Annotated in this window: 14 protein-coding genes; 7 read left to right on the top strand and 7 right to left on the bottom strand. The window is 63.3% G+C overall.

Annotation, left to right across the window (positions count from 1 at the left end; genetic code table 11):
- Positions 1–162 precede the first annotated feature (162 nt).
- Positions 163–447 carry a hypothetical protein gene (locus NX775_RS10685; protein WP_258835975.1) on the top strand — a complete coding sequence of 95 codons (285 nt, stop codon included), beginning with the start codon at positions 163–165 and terminating at the stop codon, positions 445–447.
- Position 448: 1 nt separating this feature from the next.
- Here the strand turns inward: NX775_RS10685 and NX775_RS10680 are convergent, their stop codons facing one another.
- Together NX775_RS10680 and NX775_RS10675 are read right to left on the bottom strand one after the other, a co-directional pair.
- The gene (locus NX775_RS10680) at positions 449–1,891 is read right to left on the bottom strand and encodes a DHA2 family efflux MFS transporter permease subunit (RefSeq protein ID WP_258835974.1); all 1,443 of its coding nucleotides are present in this window, start codon (positions 1,889–1,891) and stop codon (positions 449–451) included.
- A gap of 120 nt (positions 1,892–2,011) precedes the next feature.
- Positions 2,012–2,575: an acyloxyacyl hydrolase gene (locus NX775_RS10675; protein ID WP_258835973.1), complete on the bottom strand. Its 564-nt coding sequence runs from the start codon at positions 2,573–2,575 to the stop codon at positions 2,012–2,014.
- A 140-nt stretch (positions 2,576–2,715) separates the two neighbouring features.
- Between NX775_RS10675 and NX775_RS10670 the strand changes: the two genes are divergently transcribed.
- On the top strand, positions 2,716–3,417 hold the full coding sequence (locus NX775_RS10670; RefSeq protein WP_258835972.1) for a suppressor of fused domain protein: 702 nt from the start codon (positions 2,716–2,718) through the stop codon (positions 3,415–3,417).
- 45 nt (positions 3,418–3,462) lie between these two features.
- On the opposite strand, the gene NX775_RS10665 is transcribed toward NX775_RS10670, so the two are convergent.
- Entirely contained in the window at positions 3,463–4,656 is a 1,194-nt protein-coding gene (locus NX775_RS10665; protein ID WP_258835971.1) for a M20 aminoacylase family protein, read from the bottom strand.
- A gap of 245 nt (positions 4,657–4,901) precedes the next feature.
- Between NX775_RS10665 and NX775_RS10660 the strand changes: the two genes are divergently transcribed.
- The 4 genes from NX775_RS10660 (at position 4,902) to NX775_RS10645 (ending at position 11,740) form a co-directional block, all read left to right on the top strand.
- Positions 4,902–7,004 (top strand): molybdopterin-containing oxidoreductase family protein, encoded by a 2,103-nt coding sequence (locus NX775_RS10660; protein WP_258836006.1) that lies wholly within the window; start codon positions 4,902–4,904, stop codon positions 7,002–7,004.
- 25 nt (positions 7,005–7,029) lie between these two features.
- On the top strand, positions 7,030–8,106 hold the full coding sequence (locus NX775_RS10655; protein ID WP_258836005.1) for an aminopeptidase: 1,077 nt from the start codon (positions 7,030–7,032) through the stop codon (positions 8,104–8,106).
- A gap of 173 nt (positions 8,107–8,279) precedes the next feature.
- On the top strand, positions 8,280–9,968 hold the full coding sequence (locus NX775_RS10650; RefSeq protein WP_258835970.1) for a long-chain-fatty-acid--CoA ligase: 1,689 nt from the start codon (positions 8,280–8,282) through the stop codon (positions 9,966–9,968).
- Between the two features lie 89 nt (positions 9,969–10,057).
- Entirely contained in the window at positions 10,058–11,740 is a 1,683-nt protein-coding gene (locus tag NX775_RS10645) for a long-chain-fatty-acid--CoA ligase (protein WP_258835969.1), read from the top strand.
- Between the two features lie 54 nt (positions 11,741–11,794).
- On the opposite strand, the gene NX775_RS10640 is transcribed toward NX775_RS10645, so the two are convergent.
- Positions 11,795–12,238 carry an acyl-CoA thioesterase gene (locus NX775_RS10640; RefSeq protein WP_183555969.1) on the bottom strand — a complete coding sequence of 148 codons (444 nt, stop codon included), beginning with the start codon at positions 12,236–12,238 and terminating at the stop codon, positions 11,795–11,797.
- A gap of 56 nt (positions 12,239–12,294) precedes the next feature.
- Between NX775_RS10640 and NX775_RS10635 the strand changes: the two genes are divergently transcribed.
- Complete coding sequence (locus NX775_RS10635) at positions 12,295–14,154, top strand: ABCB family ABC transporter ATP-binding protein/permease (RefSeq protein WP_258835968.1); 1,860 nt, start codon at positions 12,295–12,297, stop codon at positions 14,152–14,154.
- 47 nt (positions 14,155–14,201) lie between these two features.
- Here NX775_RS10635 and NX775_RS10630 read toward each other — a convergent pair whose 3' ends face one another.
- The 3 genes from NX775_RS10630 to NX775_RS10620 all read right to left on the bottom strand — a co-directional run bounded on the left by NX775_RS10630 (position 14,202) and on the right by NX775_RS10620 (position 17,940).
- Positions 14,202–15,275 carry a type II asparaginase gene (locus tag NX775_RS10630; protein ID WP_258835967.1) on the bottom strand — a complete coding sequence of 358 codons (1,074 nt, stop codon included), beginning with the start codon at positions 15,273–15,275 and terminating at the stop codon, positions 14,202–14,204.
- Between the two features lie 31 nt (positions 15,276–15,306).
- A complete protein-coding gene (locus NX775_RS10625) occupies positions 15,307–16,590 on the bottom strand; it encodes a metal-dependent hydrolase family protein (protein ID WP_258835966.1) in 1,284 nt (427 codons plus the stop codon).
- Positions 16,591–16,671: 81 nt separating this feature from the next.
- Complete coding sequence (locus tag NX775_RS10620; RefSeq protein ID WP_258835965.1) at positions 16,672–17,940, bottom strand: dicarboxylate/amino acid:cation symporter; 1,269 nt, start codon at positions 17,938–17,940, stop codon at positions 16,672–16,674.
- Positions 17,941–18,055 lie beyond the last annotated feature (115 nt).

Below are 18,055 nucleotides of genomic sequence, written 5' to 3'. Positions count from 1 at the left end.
GAAGCCCCACTCAGTGATCTGAGTGGGGCTTTTCGCTTTGGGCGATCGATAGGTCGCTGCTCTCCAGGCAAAGCCGGACTTGACGACTCTGTTGCCCAACATCAGCATCGACCAGCCGGCTCTACGCCAACATTCTCCATCGACCACCGCTGGAGAATCACCATGTCAGATCCCATCGAACAGGCCGCGTTGAACGCCAGCCTCATGACGCCCATCGCCGCCATTGTAGACAAACAACGCGCCACGCTCGCACCAATGCTGCACGGCGGCACGGGACAGGCCGCGCAAGCTGCCCTGCGCGACGATGAATGCGTGCGCAGGATCGCCACGTTTTGCTATCCATTGCTGCCGGGCCTGGTACGCCTGGCCGTCAAGGAGCCGACCTTCGTGAGTTTCATCCTGAACAACCGCGAAAAGGTCCTCGCGCCCCTCACAAGGCCGGCGTAACCTACTGCCCCGTCACCGTCACTGGTTCAACCGTCTTGGCCACGCCGCGGCTTTGGCTGATGCTGTTGCCATCGTCGCGGCGCAGGCGCCAGAACACCAGGGAAGAGAACAGCGTCAGTATTGCCAGCGCCATGAAGCCATGGTGTATCGCCTGCGTCACCCGACCCCCATTGGTCTGGGACACGTCACCAAGGAACCAAGCAGTCACGATCGATCCAGCGGCCAGGCCAAAGCTCATCGACAATTGCTGTAGGGAGCTGGAGATCGTGCTTGCCATGCTTGAGTCCGCCGGTTCAATGTCGGCGTAGGCCAGCGTGTTCATGCTCGAAAACTGCAGCGAGTTGAAGAACCCCAGCATCAGGCTGATGCACACGATCATGATCAACGGCGAGCCGGCATCGACCAGCGTGAACATGGCAATGGTGACGCCAATCATGATCGTATTGGCCAGCAGTACCTGGCGATAGCCGAAGCGCGCCAGCAGGCGCGGTGCAAACAGCTTCATTCCCATTGCCGCCAGCGCCGATGGCATCATCATGAGCCCCGACTGCCATGCCGGCATTCCCAGGCCCAGCTGGTACAGCAACGGCAGCAGGAACGGCAAGCCGCCAACGCCAAGACGGGTTACGAAGCCGCCAAGCACGGCAATGCGGAAGGTACGCACCTTGAGCAGCGTCAGGCGCAGCAATGGAAACTTCGTGCGGCATGCATGCCAGGCGTAGGCGCCGAGCAAACCCAGTGCCAGCAAGAACAGCAGACCGGCCGTGATGCCGTCGAGCGTGTGCTCGCCAAACACTTCCAGCACCCACGACAGCAAGGCCGTGCCGCTGCTGAACAGCAGCAGGCCGGCCACATCAAGCGGGCGCCGCTGCTCCGCACGGTAATCCGGCATATGCCGCCAGACAAAATACAGCGCGATCAGCCCCACTGGAACATTGACGAAGAAGATCACACGCCAGGTGGTCCAGTGCACGATCAGCCCCCCGATTGTCGGTCCCAGCAGCGGCCCGATCAGCGCCGGGATGATCACGAAGTTCATCGCTCCCAGTAACTCGTTCTTGGGGAACGTACGCACGATCGACAGACGCCCGATCGGGATCATCATCGCGCCGCCCAACCCCTGCAGCAGGCGCGCGCCCGTCATCATCCGCGCATCGACCGACAAGCCGCACAACACGGACGCAAAGGTGAAAATTGAAATTGCGGTAAAAAACACGCGCCGCGTACCGAAGCGATCGGCCATCCAGCCACTGAGTGGAATACCGACGGCCAAGCCCAGGATATAGCTGGTGACGACGGACTTGAGACTGAGCGGTGTGACGCCAAGACTGGCGGCGATGCTGGGAATGGCGGTATTGACGATGGTCGCGTCCAGCTGTTCCATGAACAGGGCAATGGCGACGAGCCAGGGGAGATAGCGTTTGAGGGTAGGCGAAGGAGTCAATCGGGCCTCGACAGCAGCGCGCGGACTACGCCGCGAAAGGCCCGATTGTGTCACGAAATGCTATTTACCCGCGCCGTGTACCCGCAGCCGGGGCGGGTGTCACGCGGGTAATAAAACCCATCAGAAGCGGTAGGCTGCCTTGGCGACGAGCCAGTTGGCGCCAGCGTTCGGGCTCTTGATGCTGCCGTTCGAATAGTGCTGGTATTTCAGGCCGAAGTCCCACTTGGCGGTGGTGTAGCCCACGCCGAGATGGTCGCCAAACTGGAACGCGGTCGACAGTTCCTTGTCTTCATTCTTGTACAGCGTCGACAGCAGGTTCAGGCCGATACCGATTTCGCCATACAGGCCCAGCTTGTTGTCGTTCTGATAGCGGAACACCGGGGTAAAGCCCAGCACGCCGATGTTCTTGTTGCGACCACGAACGTTCTCGTACGAATTCAGGCGCCACAGGGCCAGGTTCGTTTCAAAATAACCCGACAGATGGCGGCCATTGCCGGCAAACCACTGCTTGTCCCAGTCCGACTGGATCGCGACGCGGCCCATGCGCTGCTGCGGGTTGGTACCGTATTCGAACGACACGGAATCGATATAACCGTTGCCCACGGTGGATTGGGCGAACGCGGCAGGCGCGCACAGCGCGGCGCTGGCCAGCGCCAGCATGCTGATTTTTTTGAGAGTGAACATGGTCTACCTGGAAAGGGTGGGGGATGACATTTTGGAATAATGCGGTATTGTACTAGCGAGAACAATAGCGTGCTGGCAGCCACGCAAGCGGGCGGCACAGGTATCATAGGCGCCCGCCGCAACAATATCGATCAATCACCATGGCCGAACCAACCATCACTCCGCTGTATCCGTTGACTGCGCCGATGCAGCGCCAACCCGAATCCGTCGTGCTGCCGCACGATCCGGTCGGCGAACACATTGCCACGCACCTGGGCGCCCCCGCGATGTTCTTCCACGAGACCGATGGCGGCGCCGTCCAGGTCGACATCCACGTGATCGCACCAACCGCCGACTTCCCCTACGTGCGCCTGGTGACCTCGGGAATGAGCAAGCGTCCGATGACGACGCCGGAAGGCGCGCCGCCATTCGCCGAGCTGATCATGACCCTGCCGGCGAACTGGCAGCTCGACGAAGCGGCGATCAAGGAAGAACGCTGGTACTGGCCGGTGGCCCTGATGCGCCATCTGGCGCACTATCCGCATAACCAGGGCACCTGGATTGGCCTGGGCCATGCGCTGCCCAACGGCGCACCGCTCAAGCCCTACGTCGATGGCGTGGACTTTTGCGGCGCCATCCTGTTGCCGCCAGTGTCGACGCCGGAACCGTTCCACTCGGTGACGGTCGAAGGCAAGGACATCTACTTCCACTGCGTCGTGCCGTTATTCAAGGAAGAACTGGATCTGGCGCGGCACCAGGGTTTTGCCGCCCTGATCGACAAGTTCAACGACAAGGACGTGACCGATGTCGTCGACCCGGCGCGCAAGAACACGGTCAAGAAAAAATTCCTCGGTCTGTTTTAGGCGCCCTCAAGCAGGGCCGGGCGCGATGCCCGGCCCGCCACGTTGTCAGGCAACCGGCAGACTCATCTCTGCCAGGCGTACCCAATAGCTCGCGCCAATCGGCAGCAGGTTGTCATTGAAGTCGTAACTGGCATTGTGCAACTGGCATGGTCCAAGACCGTGGCCACCCGTGCGATGGTCGCCGTCGCCATTGCCCAGGAAGACATAGCAACCTGGCTTGGCCTGCAGCATGAAGGCGAAATCCTCGGCGCCCATGGTCGGCTCGACATTCACGTTGACCGCGTCCGGGCCCACCACCGCGCGCATTGCCTCGATCGCAAACGCGGTCTGCTCGGTGTGGTTCACCAGCGGCGGGTACTTGCGCTTGAAGCCAAAATCGATTGTCGCGCCAAAGCCGGCAGCAATCCCGTCGGCCATTTCCTGCATGCGGCGCTCGATCAGGTCGAGCACTTCGGTCGTGAACGTACGCACCGTGCCCACCAGATGTGCTTCATCCGGAATGATGTTGGTGGCACTGCCTGCGTGGATCTGGGTAATCGACAACACCGCCGTGAGCAGCGGGTTCTTTTCGCGCGAGATGATCGTTTGCCACGCCTGCGCGATCTGCACCGCCACCATGATCGGATCGATGCCGCGGTGCGGCTGCGCCGCGTGGGCGCCCTTGCCGCGCACGGTCACGCGAAACTCGTTACTCGACGCCATCATCGGTCCGTCGACCACGGCAAACGTGCCTTCGGCAATGCCTGGCCAGTTGTGCATGCCGTACACGGCGTCCATCGGGAAGCGCTCGAACAGGCCATCCTCAATCATGCGCTCCCCGCCGCCGCCGCCTTCTTCGGCCGGCTGGAAAATCAGATACACAGTGCCATCAAAGTTGCGGTGCTGCGCCAGATAGTGCGCGGCGCCAAGCAGCATCGCCGTATGGCCGTCGTGGCCACAGGCGTGCATCTTGCCGGCGTGGGTCGACGCATGGGCGAAGCCATTGATTTCCTGCATGGGCAGCGCGTCCATGTCGGCGCGCAGGCCGATCGCGCGTTCGGACGTGCCGTTCTTGATGATGCCGACGACGCCCGTCACACCCAGGCCGCGCACGACGGGAATGCCCCACGCTTCGAGCCGGTCGGCCACGATCTGCGCGGTACGGTGTTCTTCGTAGCCCAATTCGGGATGCGCGTGCAGGTCGCGCCGGATTGCCTGGATTTCAGCGAGTGACGCCAGGATAGGTTCAACCAGTTTCATGATGTTCTCCGCGATGGGGACCTCGGTGACGCTAACGCGCGCTGCAGCGCGTCAGGCGCTGCACGTAGGGGTTTGCTGGAGGCCCCTCGGTTGTCTTGCCACCCTTGCATGGCATGGTTTTAACTATTGTAGCGTGCCTTAAACAGACTTGTCAGGGGAGGTCACGAACCCCGTCCGAATCGTATAAAGTATTGGTTTAGCGCAGTTTTTTCAGTGCAGCCTGCATGCAAAGCCCAAATAACAATATGACCACCACCACCGTCCGTGCGACCTGTCCCCACGATTGCCCCGATACCTGCGCGCTGCTCGTCAAAGTCGAGAACGGCGTTGCCACTGAGGTCAAGGGCGACCCGGACCATCCCACCACGGCCGGCGTGCTGTGCACCAAGGTCTCGCGCTACATCGAGCGCACCTATCACCCGGATCGCGTGCTGTATCCGATGCGGCGCGTTGGCCGCAAGGGCGAAGGCAAGTTCGAACGCATCACGTGGGACGCCGCCCTGGACGAGATCGCCACGCGCCTGACCGGCATTGCCGCGCGCGACCCCGAAGCGATCCTGCCGTACAGCTATTGCGGCACGATGGGCCTGGTGCAGGGCGAATCGATGTCGCTGCGCTTTTTCAATCAACTGGGCGCGTCGCTGCTCGATCGCACCATTTGCGCCACGGCCGGCGCGACCGGCTATCGGTATTCCATCGGCAGTTCGATCGGTACCGACCTCGAACAGTTCCAGAACGCCAAATTGATCCTGATCTGGGGCGGTAACCCGATCGCGTCGAACCTGCATTTCTGGATGCGCGCGCAAGAAGCCAAGCGTAATGGCGCCACCTTGATTGCGATCGATCCGTATCGCTCGCTCACTGCCGAAAAATGCCATCAACATATTGCGCTGCTGCCCGGCACGGATGCCGCGCTGGCCCTGGGCATGATGCATGTGCTGATCAAGGAAGACCTGCTCGATCACGCCTACATCGACAAGCACACGCTGGGTTTCGAGCCCCTCAAAGCGCGCGCGCTCGAATGGCCGCCCGAACGCACGGCCGAGATCTGCGGCATCACTGTCGATGAAGTGGTCAACCTGGCGCGCCTGTACGGCCAGACGGCGAAGAACGGCGAGGCGGCTGCGATCCGCGTCAACTACGGCATCCAGCGCGTGCGCGGTGGCGGCATGGCCGTGCGCAATATCGCCTGCCTGCCGGCCCTGGTGGGCGCCTGGCGCCAGCCGGCCGGGGGCATCCAGTTGTCGAGCTCGGCCTCGTTCCCGACCAACCGCCCGGCGCTGCAGCGCCCGGATTTGCTGGCCGGGCGCACCCCGCGCACGATCAACATGACCACGATCGGCGACGACCTGCTGCGCGAAAGCGCGCCCGATTTCGGCCCGAAGATCGAGGCCGTCATCGTCTACAACGCCAACCCGCTGGCCATTGCGCCCGATTCGCGCAAGGTGCAGCAGGGCTTCGAGCGCGAAGACCTGTTCACCGTGGTGCTCGAGCACTTCCATACCGACAGCGCCGACTACGCCGACATCCTGCTGCCGGCCACCACCCAGCTCGAACACGTCGATGCGCACCTGGCCTACGGCCACCTGTACATGATGGCCAATAACGCCGCCGTCGAGCCGGTGGGCGAATCCAAGCCGAATACCGAATTCTTCCGCCTGCTGGCCGCGCGCATGGGCTTTACCGATCCGTGCTTCCGCGAGAGCGACGACGCCATCGCAGCGCAAGCCTTCAACAGCAAGGATACGCGGGCGGTGCACTTCGACTGGGAGTCGCTCAAGCGCACTGGCTGGAGCAAGCTCAACATGCCGGACGCGCCGTTTGCCGACGGTGGCTTCACGACGCCATCGGGCAAGTGCGAGTTCTTTTCCGAGAGCATGCTGGCCGACGGCCTCGATCCGGTGCCGACGTACATCCCGCCGTACGAGTCGGTGGCATCCAATCCGGAGCTGGCAAAAACCTATCCGCTGGCCATGATTTCTCCGCCGGCACGGAACTTCCTTAACTCAACGTTTGTCAATGTACAGAGCCTGCGCGCAACTGAGGGCGAACCGCACCTCGACATCCACCCGCTCGATGCCGCCGCACGCGGCATCGCGCACGGTGACATGGCGCGCATTTATAACGACCGCGGTTCGTTCCTCGCCCGTGCACGCGTGACCGACAAGGCGCGCGCTGGATTGGTGGTGGGCTTGTCGATCTGGTGGAAGAAACTGGCCACCGACGGCAAGAACGCCAACGAAGTCACCAGCCAGCGTTTGACCGACATGGGCCGGGCGCCCACTTTCTACGACACCCTGGTGCAGGTTGAAAAAGCTGCGCCCCCCACACGAGATGACGCCCTCTAGATTCTCACTGGCCTTCCGGCCGCTCATGGCCGCGGCAGCTGCGGCCCTGATGTTGACAAGCTGCTCATCGCTCTCGTACTACACCCAGGCCGCGCAAGGCCAGCTGCAACTGCTGTCCGATGCGCGCCCGATCGACGACTGGATCGCCGACACCGGCACCAGCGCCAAATTGCGGCACCGGCTCGAGGCGGCGCGCCAGATCCGCCGCTTCGCCATCCAGGAAATGCAGCTGCCCGATAACGGCAGCTACACCAATTACACCAGCCTCAAACGTCCCTACGTGCTGTGGAACGTGGTGGCCACGCCCGAACTGTCGCTCAAACCGATCCAGTGGTGCTTCCCGGTGGCCGGCTGCGTCAACTACCGCGGCTACTACAGCAAGACCGACGCCCAGGCCTACGCCCGGCAACTGCGCGCAGAAGGCCACGACGTGGAAGTGGGTGGCGTCAGCGCCTATTCGACGCTCGGCTGGTTCAGCGATCCACTGGTATCCACCTTCATCAATTACCCGGACGCCGAACTGGCGCGCCTGATCTTCCATGAACTGGCGCACCAGGTCGTCTATGTCGCGGGCGACTCCCAATTCAATGAATCGTTTGCCAGCGCCGTGGAGCAGGCCGGTGTGGAAGCCTGGCTCGAACGCTTCGGCAACCCGGCCATGAGCGCAGCCTACGACCGCTACAAGGCGCGCAAGCGCGACTTCCTGGCGCTGCTGCTGCGTTATCGTGGCGAGCTCGAGCGCACCTACAAGAGCATGGAACCGGACGCCACCAAGCGCGCTACCAAGGGCCGCCTGTTCATCGCGCTGCAGAACGACTACCAGGTGCTCAAGGCAAACTGGGGCGGCTACGCCGGCTATGACCGCTTCTTTGCCGAGCCGCTGTCCAATGCCCATCTGGCCTCGGTGGCGACCTACAATGATCTGGTGCCGGCATTTCGCGCCCTGCTGCGCCGCGAGAAGACGTGGACGGGTTTCTACAAGGCTGTCAACCGGCTCGCCGCCCTCGACAAGAAAGAGCGCACCCGCGTGTTGACGGGGTTGGCTACGACGGGTGCAACGGGCCTGCAGGTGGTGCAGCGCACCATGAGCGTGCTGCCGTAGAGGGCCGGTTCCAATCGGCGTAAAAGCGCTTGCGCACAAGGGCGCTGCCCGATAGCATCACAACCAGCGATAGCAAAGGCATAAGCTTCGTGCGCACGCGAGCCGGCAACATAGCACGGCCGTCGACAAGAACGATCATGATCTTGCAAAAGATCCCGAGACAGAGGCAACCCATGGACAAGATTTGGCTGCAGTCGTATCCACCAGGCATGCCGGCAGAGATCAATCCGGATCAGTACTCTTCGCTGGTGCAATTGCTGGAAGAATCGTTCAGCAAATTCGCGGACCGCAATGCCTTTGTCTGCATGGACAAGTTCCTCACCTACCGCGAACTTGACGCGTGTTCGCAAAAGCTCGCCGCCTGGCTGCAAAGCCGCGGCCTGACGCCGGGTGCGCGCGTGGCGCTCATGATGCCCAATGTGCTGCAGTACCCGATCGCGCTGGCCGCCGTGCTGCGTGCTGGCTACGTCGTCGTCAACGTCAATCCCCTCTACACCGCGCGCGAACTCGAACACCAGATCACCGACTCGGGCGCCGAAGCGATCATCGTGCTGGAAAACTTCGCCCACACCGTACAGAAGGTGATGGGCAAGACACCGCTGCGCCATGTGGTGGTGGCGAACATGGGTGAGCTGCTGGGCGGTGCCAAGGGCATGCTGGTCAATTTCGTGGTCCGCCACGTCAAGAAGATGGTGCCCGAGTTCTCGCTGCCGAACATGGTGTCGTTCAAGGACGCGCTGGCGCAGGGCGCCCGCATGACTTTCAAGCCGGCCACGCTCAAGGCCGGCGACGTCGCCTTCCTGCAGTACACGGGCGGCACCACCGGGCCTTCAAAAGGCGCGACGCTCACGCACCGCAACGTGATCGCCAACGTGCTGCAAAGCGAAGCATGGTCGGCGCCGGCGCTGGGCCCGGCGGGCGGCGAGCCTTTGACAATCGTGTGCGCGCTGCCGCTGTATCACATCTTCGCGCTGACCGCGTGCGCCATGTGGGGTATGCGCATGGGCGCCCTGAATGTGCTGATCGTGAACCCGCGCGACATCCCGGGCTTCGTCAAAGAGCTCGCCAAGTACCGCTTCAATATGCTGCCGGCCGTGAACACGCTGTACAACGCACTGGTGAACAACCCCGATTTTGCCCACCTCGATTTCTCCGGCCTGCGTATCTGCAATGGCGGCGGCATGGCGGTGCAAAAGGCCGTCGCCGACAAATGGCGCGATATCACCGGCGTGGCCATCATCGAAGGCTACGGCTTGTCCGAGACGTCGCCGGTGGCCACCTGCAACCGTGCCGACGTGCTGGACTTCACCGGCACCATCGGCTTGCCGGTGCCATCGACCGACATCGCCATCATCGACGATGCCGGCAACCCGGTGGCGCGGGGCGAGAGCGGCGAGATCGCGATCCGCGGCCCGCAAGTCATGCAGGGATACTGGAACCAGCCGGCCGAAACCGCCAAGGTCATGACGGCTGACGGCTTCTTCCGCTCCGGCGACATCGGCATCATGGACGAGGGCGGCTACGTCAGGATCGTCGATCGCAAGAAGGACATGATCCTGGTCTCGGGCTTTAACGTCTACCCGAACGAGCTCGAAGGCGTGATCGCCGGCCATCCAGGGGTGCTCGAGTGCGCCGTGGTCGGTGTGCCGGACGCGCATTCGGGCGAGGCGGTCAAAGTATTCGTGGTAAAAAAAGACCCGGGCCTCACGACAGACGACTTGCTGGCCTACTGCAAGCAGGAATTCACCGGCTACAAACGCCCCAAGTACATCGAGTTCCGCGATGAGCTTCCCAAGACCAACGTCGGCAAGATTCTTCGCCGCGCGCTGCGGGACGAAAAGCAGGCGGACACGGTGGCATAAGTCACGGCGGATGATGGGCAACCAGCCGAAGCCGCCTGCGAGGCGGCTTCGGCGTTTTATTGGAACCAACAAGGAAGGCAGTGGAATACATGGACAAATTCTGGCTCACGTCGTACGAAACCGGTGTACCGGCAGAGATCGATGCGACGCAATATCGCTCGCTGGCGCATTTGCTCGAGGAGGCGTTTCGCAAGTACGCCGACCGCAAGGCCTATGCCTGCATGGGCAAGTCCATCACGTTTTCCGAACTCGATACGATGTCGCAGCGCATGGCCGCCTGGCTGCAGGCGAAGGGCCTGAAACCCGGCGCGCGCGTGGCGCTGATGATGCCCAACGTGCTCCAGTATCCGGTGGCGCTGGCCGCCGTGCTGCGCGCCGGCTATGTCGTCGTCAACGTGAATCCGCTCTACACCCCGCGCGAGCTGCAGCATCAGCTGACCGACTCGGGCGCCGAGGCGATCGTGGTGCTGGAAAACTTCGCCCACACGCTCGAGCAGGCGGTCGGTAAGACGCAGGTCAAACACGTCATTCTGGCCACGATGGGCGACCTGCTGGGTGGCCTGAAAGGCACGCTGGTCAATCTGGTGGTACGCAAGGTCAAGAAGATGGTGCCGGCCTACTCACTGCCAGGCGCGGTCGCCTTCAACAAGGTGCTGGGCGAGGGCGCACGCGAAACCCTGGGGCAGGTTGCGATCGGCCACGACGACATCGCCTTCCTGCAGTACACGGGCGGCACCACGGGCGTGTCGAAGGGCGCGGTGCTGCTGCACCGCCACGTGATCGCCAACGTGCTGCAGAACGAGGCCTGGTTCGCGCCGACTCTGGGGCGCCAGCTGGCGGGCGAGCAGCCGCAGTTTGCCTGCGCGCTGCCGCTGTACCACATCTATGCGCTGACGGTCTGCGCGCTGCTCGGCCTGCGCGTGGGCGGCATGAACCTGTTGATCCCGAACCCGCGCGACATCAAGGGCTTTATCAAGGAGCTGGGCGGCTACCGCATCAACATCTTCCCGGCTGTGAACACGCTGTACAACGGCCTGCTGAACGACGACGATTTCGCCAAGCTCGATTTCTCGGGCCTGATGGTGTGCCCGGGCGGCGGCATGGCGGTGCAAAAAGCCGTGGCCGACAAGTGGCTCAAGACGACGGGCATCCCGATCGTCGAAGGCTACGGCTTGTCCGAGACCTCGCCCGTGGTGACCGCCAACCGCTGCGACATCAGCGAGTTCACCGGCACCATCGGCCTGCCGCTGCCATCAACCGAACTGCGCATCCTGGACGATGCCGGCAACGCCGTCCCGTTCGGCACCGCCGGCGAGATCGCCGTGCGTGGCCCGCAGGTCATGGCCGGCTACTGGCAACGTGACGACGAGACGGCCAAGGTCATGACGCCCGACGGCTTCTTCAAGACCGGCGACATCGGCATCATGGACGACAAGGGTTACACGCGCATCGTCGATCGCAAGAAGGACATGATCCTGGTCTCGGGTTTCAATGTGTATCCGAACGAAGTCGAAGGCGTGGTCGCGGCGATGCCGGGCGTGCTCGAAGTGGCGTGCGTGGGCGTGCCCGACCAGCATTCTGGCGAGGCGGTCAAGCTGTATGTGGTCAGGAAGGACGCGAGCCTCACCGCCGATCAGGTCAAGGCCTTCTGCAAGGAGCAGCTGACCGGCTACAAGCGGCCGAAGTTCGTCGAGTTCCGCGAGACGCTGCCGAAGACGAACGTCGGCAAGATCCTGCGGCGCGAACTGCGCGACGAAAAAAAGCCGGGCTGATGCCGGCATGAGGTTCTGGAGGCCGCCATCATGGCGGCCTTTTTCACGACCGGATTACCGGTTCGCGATCAGCGATTCGAGCGGCGGCAACTGGCGCGGCTTGCGATCCGGGCCGGTGGCCACATAGGTCAGCGTCGCCTCGGTCACCTTGACCACTTCGGCCGCCAGCCGGTTGCGCTCGGCGTACACCTCGACGAACACCGTGATCGACGTGTTGCCCACCTTGGTGATATCGGCATAGAACGACAGCAGGTCGCCGACGAACACCGGATTCTTGAACAAAAACGAGTTCACGGCGATGGTCGCCACGCGGCCATTGGCGCGGCGCGTGGCCGGCAGCGAACCGGCCAGGTCGACCTGGGCCATGATCCAGCCGCCGAATACATCGCCATACACATTGGCGTCGGACGGGGCGGGCATGACCCGCAGTTCGGGCATCTTGCCGGCGGGGAGGCGAATGGTACTGGGCGTGGTAACGGTGTTTTCGGGCGTGGTCATCGTAAATTCTCGGTAAAAGCTACAATCGACCCGAATTGAACCACAAAAGTCCCCCCATGCGCCGCAATACCTCACTTCCGCCGGACCCTACCGGCATTCCCCGCAACGACTGGGCAACGCTCAAGACCTTGTTCCCGTACCTGTGGGTCTACAAGTGGCGCGTGCTGGCCGCCATGGGCGCGCTGGTCGCGGCCAAGATGGCCAACGTCGGCGTGCCGCTGGTGCTCAAGCGGCTGATCGACGGCCTGGCCATCGATCCCGCGCACCCGCATGCGCTGATGGTGCTGCCGGTCGGCGTGCTGATCGCCTACGGCTTGCTGCGGCTGTCGATGACCGTCTTCACCGAGCTGCGCGAATTTCTGTTCGCGCGCGTGACGCAGCGCGCCGTGCGCACCATCGCGCTGCGCGTATTCCGCCACCTGCACGCGCTGTCGCTGCGCTTTCACCTGAACCGCCAGACGGGCGGCATGACGCGCGACATCGAGCGCGGCACGCGCGGCGTGAACTCGCTGATCTCGTACTCGCTCTTTAACATCCTGCCGACGCTGGTCGAGATCACGCTGGTGCTGGGCTACCTGATACTGAATTACGACATCTGGTTCAGCATCATCACCGCCGTGGCACTGGCGTCGTACATCACCTTTACCGTGGTGGTGACCGAATGGCGCACGCACTTCCGGCGCACGATGAACGACCTCGAATCGAAAGCCAGTACCAAGGCGATCGACTCGCTGCTCAATTACGAAACGGTGAAATACTTCGGCAACGAAGACTACGAAGCCAAGCGCTATGACGAGGGCCTGAAGAACTACGAGAACGCCGGCGTGCGCTCGCAGACTTCATTGTCGGTCCTGAACACGGGCCAGTCGCTGATCATCGCGACTGCCGTCACGCTGATCCTGTGGCGCGCCACGCAGGGCGTCATCAACGGCACCATGAGCCTGGGCGACCTGGTGCTGGTCAATACCTTCATGATCCAGCTGTACATGCCGCTGAACTTCCTGGGCGTGATCTACCGCGAGATCAAGCAAAGCCTGGCCGACATGGAGCGCCTGTTTGGCCTGCTCGACCAGAACCGCGAAGTGGCCGACGGTCCCAAGGCGCTGCCGCTGGATATCAAGGGCGCGCAGGTCGAGTTCTCGCATGTGGAATTCAGCTACGAGACCAAGCGCCAGATCCTGTTCGACGTCGACTTCACCATTGCCGCCGGCACCACGACGGCGGTGGTGGGCCACAGCGGCTCGGGCAAGTCCACGCTGTCACGCCTGCTGTTTCGCTTCTATGACGTGAACGGCGGTGCGATCAAGATCGATGGCCAGGATCTGCGCGACATCACCCAGTCTTCGCTGCGCGCGGCAATCGGCATCGTCCCGCAGGACACGGTGCTGTTCAACGACACGATCGAATACAACATCGCGTATGGCCGGCCTGGCGCCAGCCGCGACGACATCGTGGCAGCCGCGCGCGCGGCGTCGATCCACGACTTCATCGAAAGTCTGCCGGATGGCTATCAGAGCATGGTGGGCGAGCGGGGCCTGAAACTGTCTGGTGGCGAGAAGCAGCGCGTGGCGATCGCGCGCACGCTGCTGAAAGACCCGGCGCTGCTGATCTTCGACGAAGCCACGTCGGCGCTCGACTCGCGCGCCGAGCAGGCCATCCAGGCGCAGCTGAAAGAGATCGCGAAGAACCGCACGACGCTGGTGATCGCGCACCGCCTGTCGACGATCGCCGACGCGCAGCAGATCATCGTGCTCGATCACGGCAAGATCGTCGAGCGCGGTACGCACGGCGCGCTGCTGGCGGCGCGCGGCCTGTATGCGCAGATGTGGGACCGGCAGCTGGCGCGGCCCGACGAGGATGTGGCCTCGCCGCCGCTGGTGCCGGAAGCCTTCGAGCAGGTGGTAACGGGTAAATAGGCGTAGGGTGGACGGCTCCGCCGTCCACGCGTCCCGCCAGCAGTGCATCAATACGTATAAAACATCCGCTGGATTTCGCTGGTGCTGGTCGTCTTCGTCAACGCCAGCATCAACAGAATGCGCGCCTTCTGGGGGCTGAGCGTATCGGCCACCACGAAGTCCAGCCCGTCGTCATTGGCTTCGCCATTGCGCGCCACGATGCCCTGGCCGACGCGGCTCGCACGCACGACGATGACGCCCTTGGCCCGCGCCGCCATCAGCGCCGGCCTGGTTTTGGCAGGCAGGCTGCCGTTGCCGACACCCGCATGCACCAGCCCCTTGGCGCCAGCTGCCACCAGCGCATTGACCGCCACATCGCCCACGTTTGCATACGCGTACGCCACGTCCACCTGCGGCAGCGCATCGAGTTTGGCCAGATCGAACTCGGTATCGACCGTGTGCTTGCGCGTCACGTCGCGATAAAAGAACGGCTTGCCGCCCTGGATGTAGCCGATCATCCCCAGCTCCGTCGTGCGGAAGGTGTCCGCCGTTGTCGTATTGGCCTTGGTGACGTCGCGCGCCGCGTGGATCTGGTCATTCATCGCCACCAGCACGCCGCGGCCGGCCGCTTCAGGCGTGCCGGCCAGGCGCACCGCGTTGTACAGGTTGATCGGGCCGTCGGCCGACAGCGCCGTTGACGGCCGCATCGAGCCGACCACCACCACCGGCTTCCTGCTCTTGACGACCAGGTTCAAAAAGTATGCCGTCTCTTCCAGCGTGTCGGTGCCGTGCGTGATGACGATGCCATCGACGCTGCTTTGCGCCAGCAGCACGTTGACGCGCTTGGCCAGTTGCAGCCACTGCGCATCGCTGATGTTTTCGCTGGCGATCTGGAATACCTGTTCGCCGGTGACGTTGGCCACCTTCGCGATCTCGGGCACGGCCGCGATCAGCGATTGCACGCCGACAGTGGCGGCGGTGTAGCCGACCGTTGTCGTACTGCTGGCGCCCGTCCCGGCGATGGTGCCGCCGGTGGCGAGGATCGTCACGTTCGGCAGCTTGGCGGTCTGGGCCTGGACGGCGGCCGCAAACAGAAAAAGAACGCCGCACAGGGCGGCGTGGGCAGATCGCGGGAACAGCATGAAAGTCTCCGGGTTTTATAAACCCGGCAGCTTACAGCTTTTTAAAGACGACGCCATCCTTCATCACGAACCTGACCTGCTCGAGCAGCTTGACGTCCTTGAGCGGGTCGCCCTCGACCGCGATGATGTCGGCCGCGAACCCCGGCGCGATCGCGCCCAGGCGCTTGGGCTGATCCAGCAGCACGGCCGCATTGACGGTCGCGGCGCGGATCGCCTCGATCGGCGTCATGCCCGCTTCGACCATGTAGCCGAACTCCTTCGCGTTCTCGCCGTGCGGGAACACGCCGGCATCGGTGCCGAACGCGATCTTCACGCCGGCCTTGTGGGCGCGGGCGAACGTGGCTTGCAGCTGCGGCCCGATTGCCGCCGCCTTGGGTTGCACCAGCGCCGAGTAGTAATTCGGCACCTTGGCCTTGTCCGCCACGTAGCGGCCGGCCGAGATGGTCGGCACGTACCAGCCGCCGGTCTTCTTGAAAAGCGTGATGACTTCGTCGTCCATCAGCGTGCCATGTTCGATCGAGTCGACGCCGGCGCGCAGCGCGCGCTTCATGCCTTCCGCGCCGTGGGCGTGGGCCGCGACGCGAAAGCCGTAGTCCTTCGCGGTCGTGACCACGGCGCGCAGCTCGTCCTCGGTGTACTGCGAGTTCTGGCCGCTTGCGGCCTGGCTCAGCACACCGCCGGTGGCCGTCACCTTGATCAGGTCAGCACCATCCTTGTAGCGCTGGCGCACGGCCTGGCGGGCTTCTTCCGGGCTGTTGAGCACACCCTCGACCGGGCCGGGCGTGCCGATCTTCTCGTTCAAAAAGTGCGACAGGTTGTTCGTCGGATCGGCATGCCCGCCCGTGGTGGCCAGCGATTTACCGGCCGTGAACATGCGCGGGCCCGGCACGTCGCCAGCGGCAATCGCCCGTTTGAGGGCGATGTTCAGGTCATCGGCCGCGCCCAGGTCGCGCACCGTCGTGAAGCCCGCCATCAGCGTGCGCTCGGCAAACTTGATCGAGCGGTAAGCCATGTCGGCCGGGTTGGCGGTGAGGCGGTCGCGGTAGGCGTCCACTGCCGGCAGGGTCTCGCTGGTCAGGTGCACGTGCATGTCGATCAGGCCGGGCAGGCAGGCGTGGCGCGACAGATCGATATTGCCGGGGGCGCCGGTCATGGGGCCGACCGAGAGGATGCTGCCGTTCTCGATGACGATGCTGACGCGTTCGCGCCAGGTACCTTGCTGCACGTCCAGCAGGCGGCCGCAATCGACTGTCTGGGTGGCGGCGTGCGCGCTGTTCAAGGCCAGCAGCATGCCGGCGGCCATCATGGTTTTCATCGTTCGTCCCTCGTTATTTTCATGAAAAAAAAGGCCCTCCATCGCTGGAAGGCCTTCGGTGTCAGGCAATGCCCGCCGCGCCTAGCGCAGTGGTGAAATGGCGGGTTCGGCGTTCGGCTCTCCGAGCTCGCCCTCCCACTTGGCAACGACGGCGGTGGCGATGCCGTTGCCGATGACGTTGGTGGCCGAGCGGGCCATGTCCAGGAAGTGGTCGATCGCCAGCAGCAGCAGCAGGCCGGCTTCGGGGATGTCGAACTGGTTCAGCGTGGCGGCGATCACGACCAGCGATGCGCGCGGCACGCCGGCCATGCCCTTGGAGGTCAGCATCAGCACCAGCATCATCGTGATCTGGGTGCTCATCGACAGCTCGATGCCGTAGGCCTGGGCGATGAAGACGGCGGCGAAGGTGCAGTACATCATCGAGCCATCGAGGTTGAACGAGTAGCCGATCGGCAGCACGAACGAGGCCAGGCGGTTCTTGACGCCGAAGCGCTCCAGACCTTCCAGGGTTTTCGGGAACGCCGCTTCGGACGATGCGGTCGAGAAGGCCAGCAGGGTCGGGCCGCGCAGTTCGGCGATCAGGCGCAGGATGCGCGGGCCGACGAAGATCATGCCAATGCCGATCAACACCACCCACAGGAGCGCAATGCCGAAGTAGAACTGGGCCATGAAGACGCCATACGTCGACAGCACGCCCAGACCGCTCTTGGCGATGATGCCCGAGACGGCGGCCAGCACCGCGATCGGTGCGAAGTTCATCACGTAGCCGGTCAGCTTGAGCATCACGTGGGCGACGCCGTCGATGGCGTCGATCATCGGCGTGGCGCGCGCACCGACGGCGGCGGCAGCGGTGCCGAAGAACACCGAGAACACGACGATCTGCAGGATCTCGTTGCGGGCCATGCCGTCGACGATCGAGGTTGGCACCAGGTGGGTGATGAAGTCCTTCATCGTCAGGCCGGTGGTGGTAATGCCCGCATCGGTGCCCACTGGCGGCATCATGCCGGCGGCGAACAGCGCGTCACCGGGACGGAACAGGTTCACCAGAATCAGGCCCAGCGACAGCGAGATGAGCGAGGCGATGAAGAACCAGCCGAGTGCCTTGACGCCGATGCGGCCGACTTCCTTGGCGTCGCCCATCTTGGCGATGCCGACCACCAGGGTGGCAAACACCAGCGGCGCGATGATCATCTTGATCAGGCGAAGGAACAGCGTCGTGATCAACGACATCGTGTCAGCGAAGCTTTGCGCGCCGGCGGTGTCCGTGTTGGTGTTGACCAGATAGCCGACCAGAATACCGATCACCAGCGCGATCAGAATAAAAGTGGTCAGGCGGTTTCGATTGTTCATAAAGCTTCCTGTCTTTGGGACCTGTGCGACACCCGCGGCAACGGCGCTGTCGCTGGTGAATTGTTCGGGCAGTGGCTGGCTGTCGAGGACCGAAAGACCAGTTGATTCTGAAGAT

Source organism: Massilia aurea (assembly GCF_024753205.1).
GTDB classification, from domain to species: domain Bacteria; phylum Pseudomonadota; class Gammaproteobacteria; order Burkholderiales; family Burkholderiaceae_D; genus Telluria; species Telluria aurea.
This window is presented reverse-complemented; position numbering and strand designations above follow the sequence as displayed.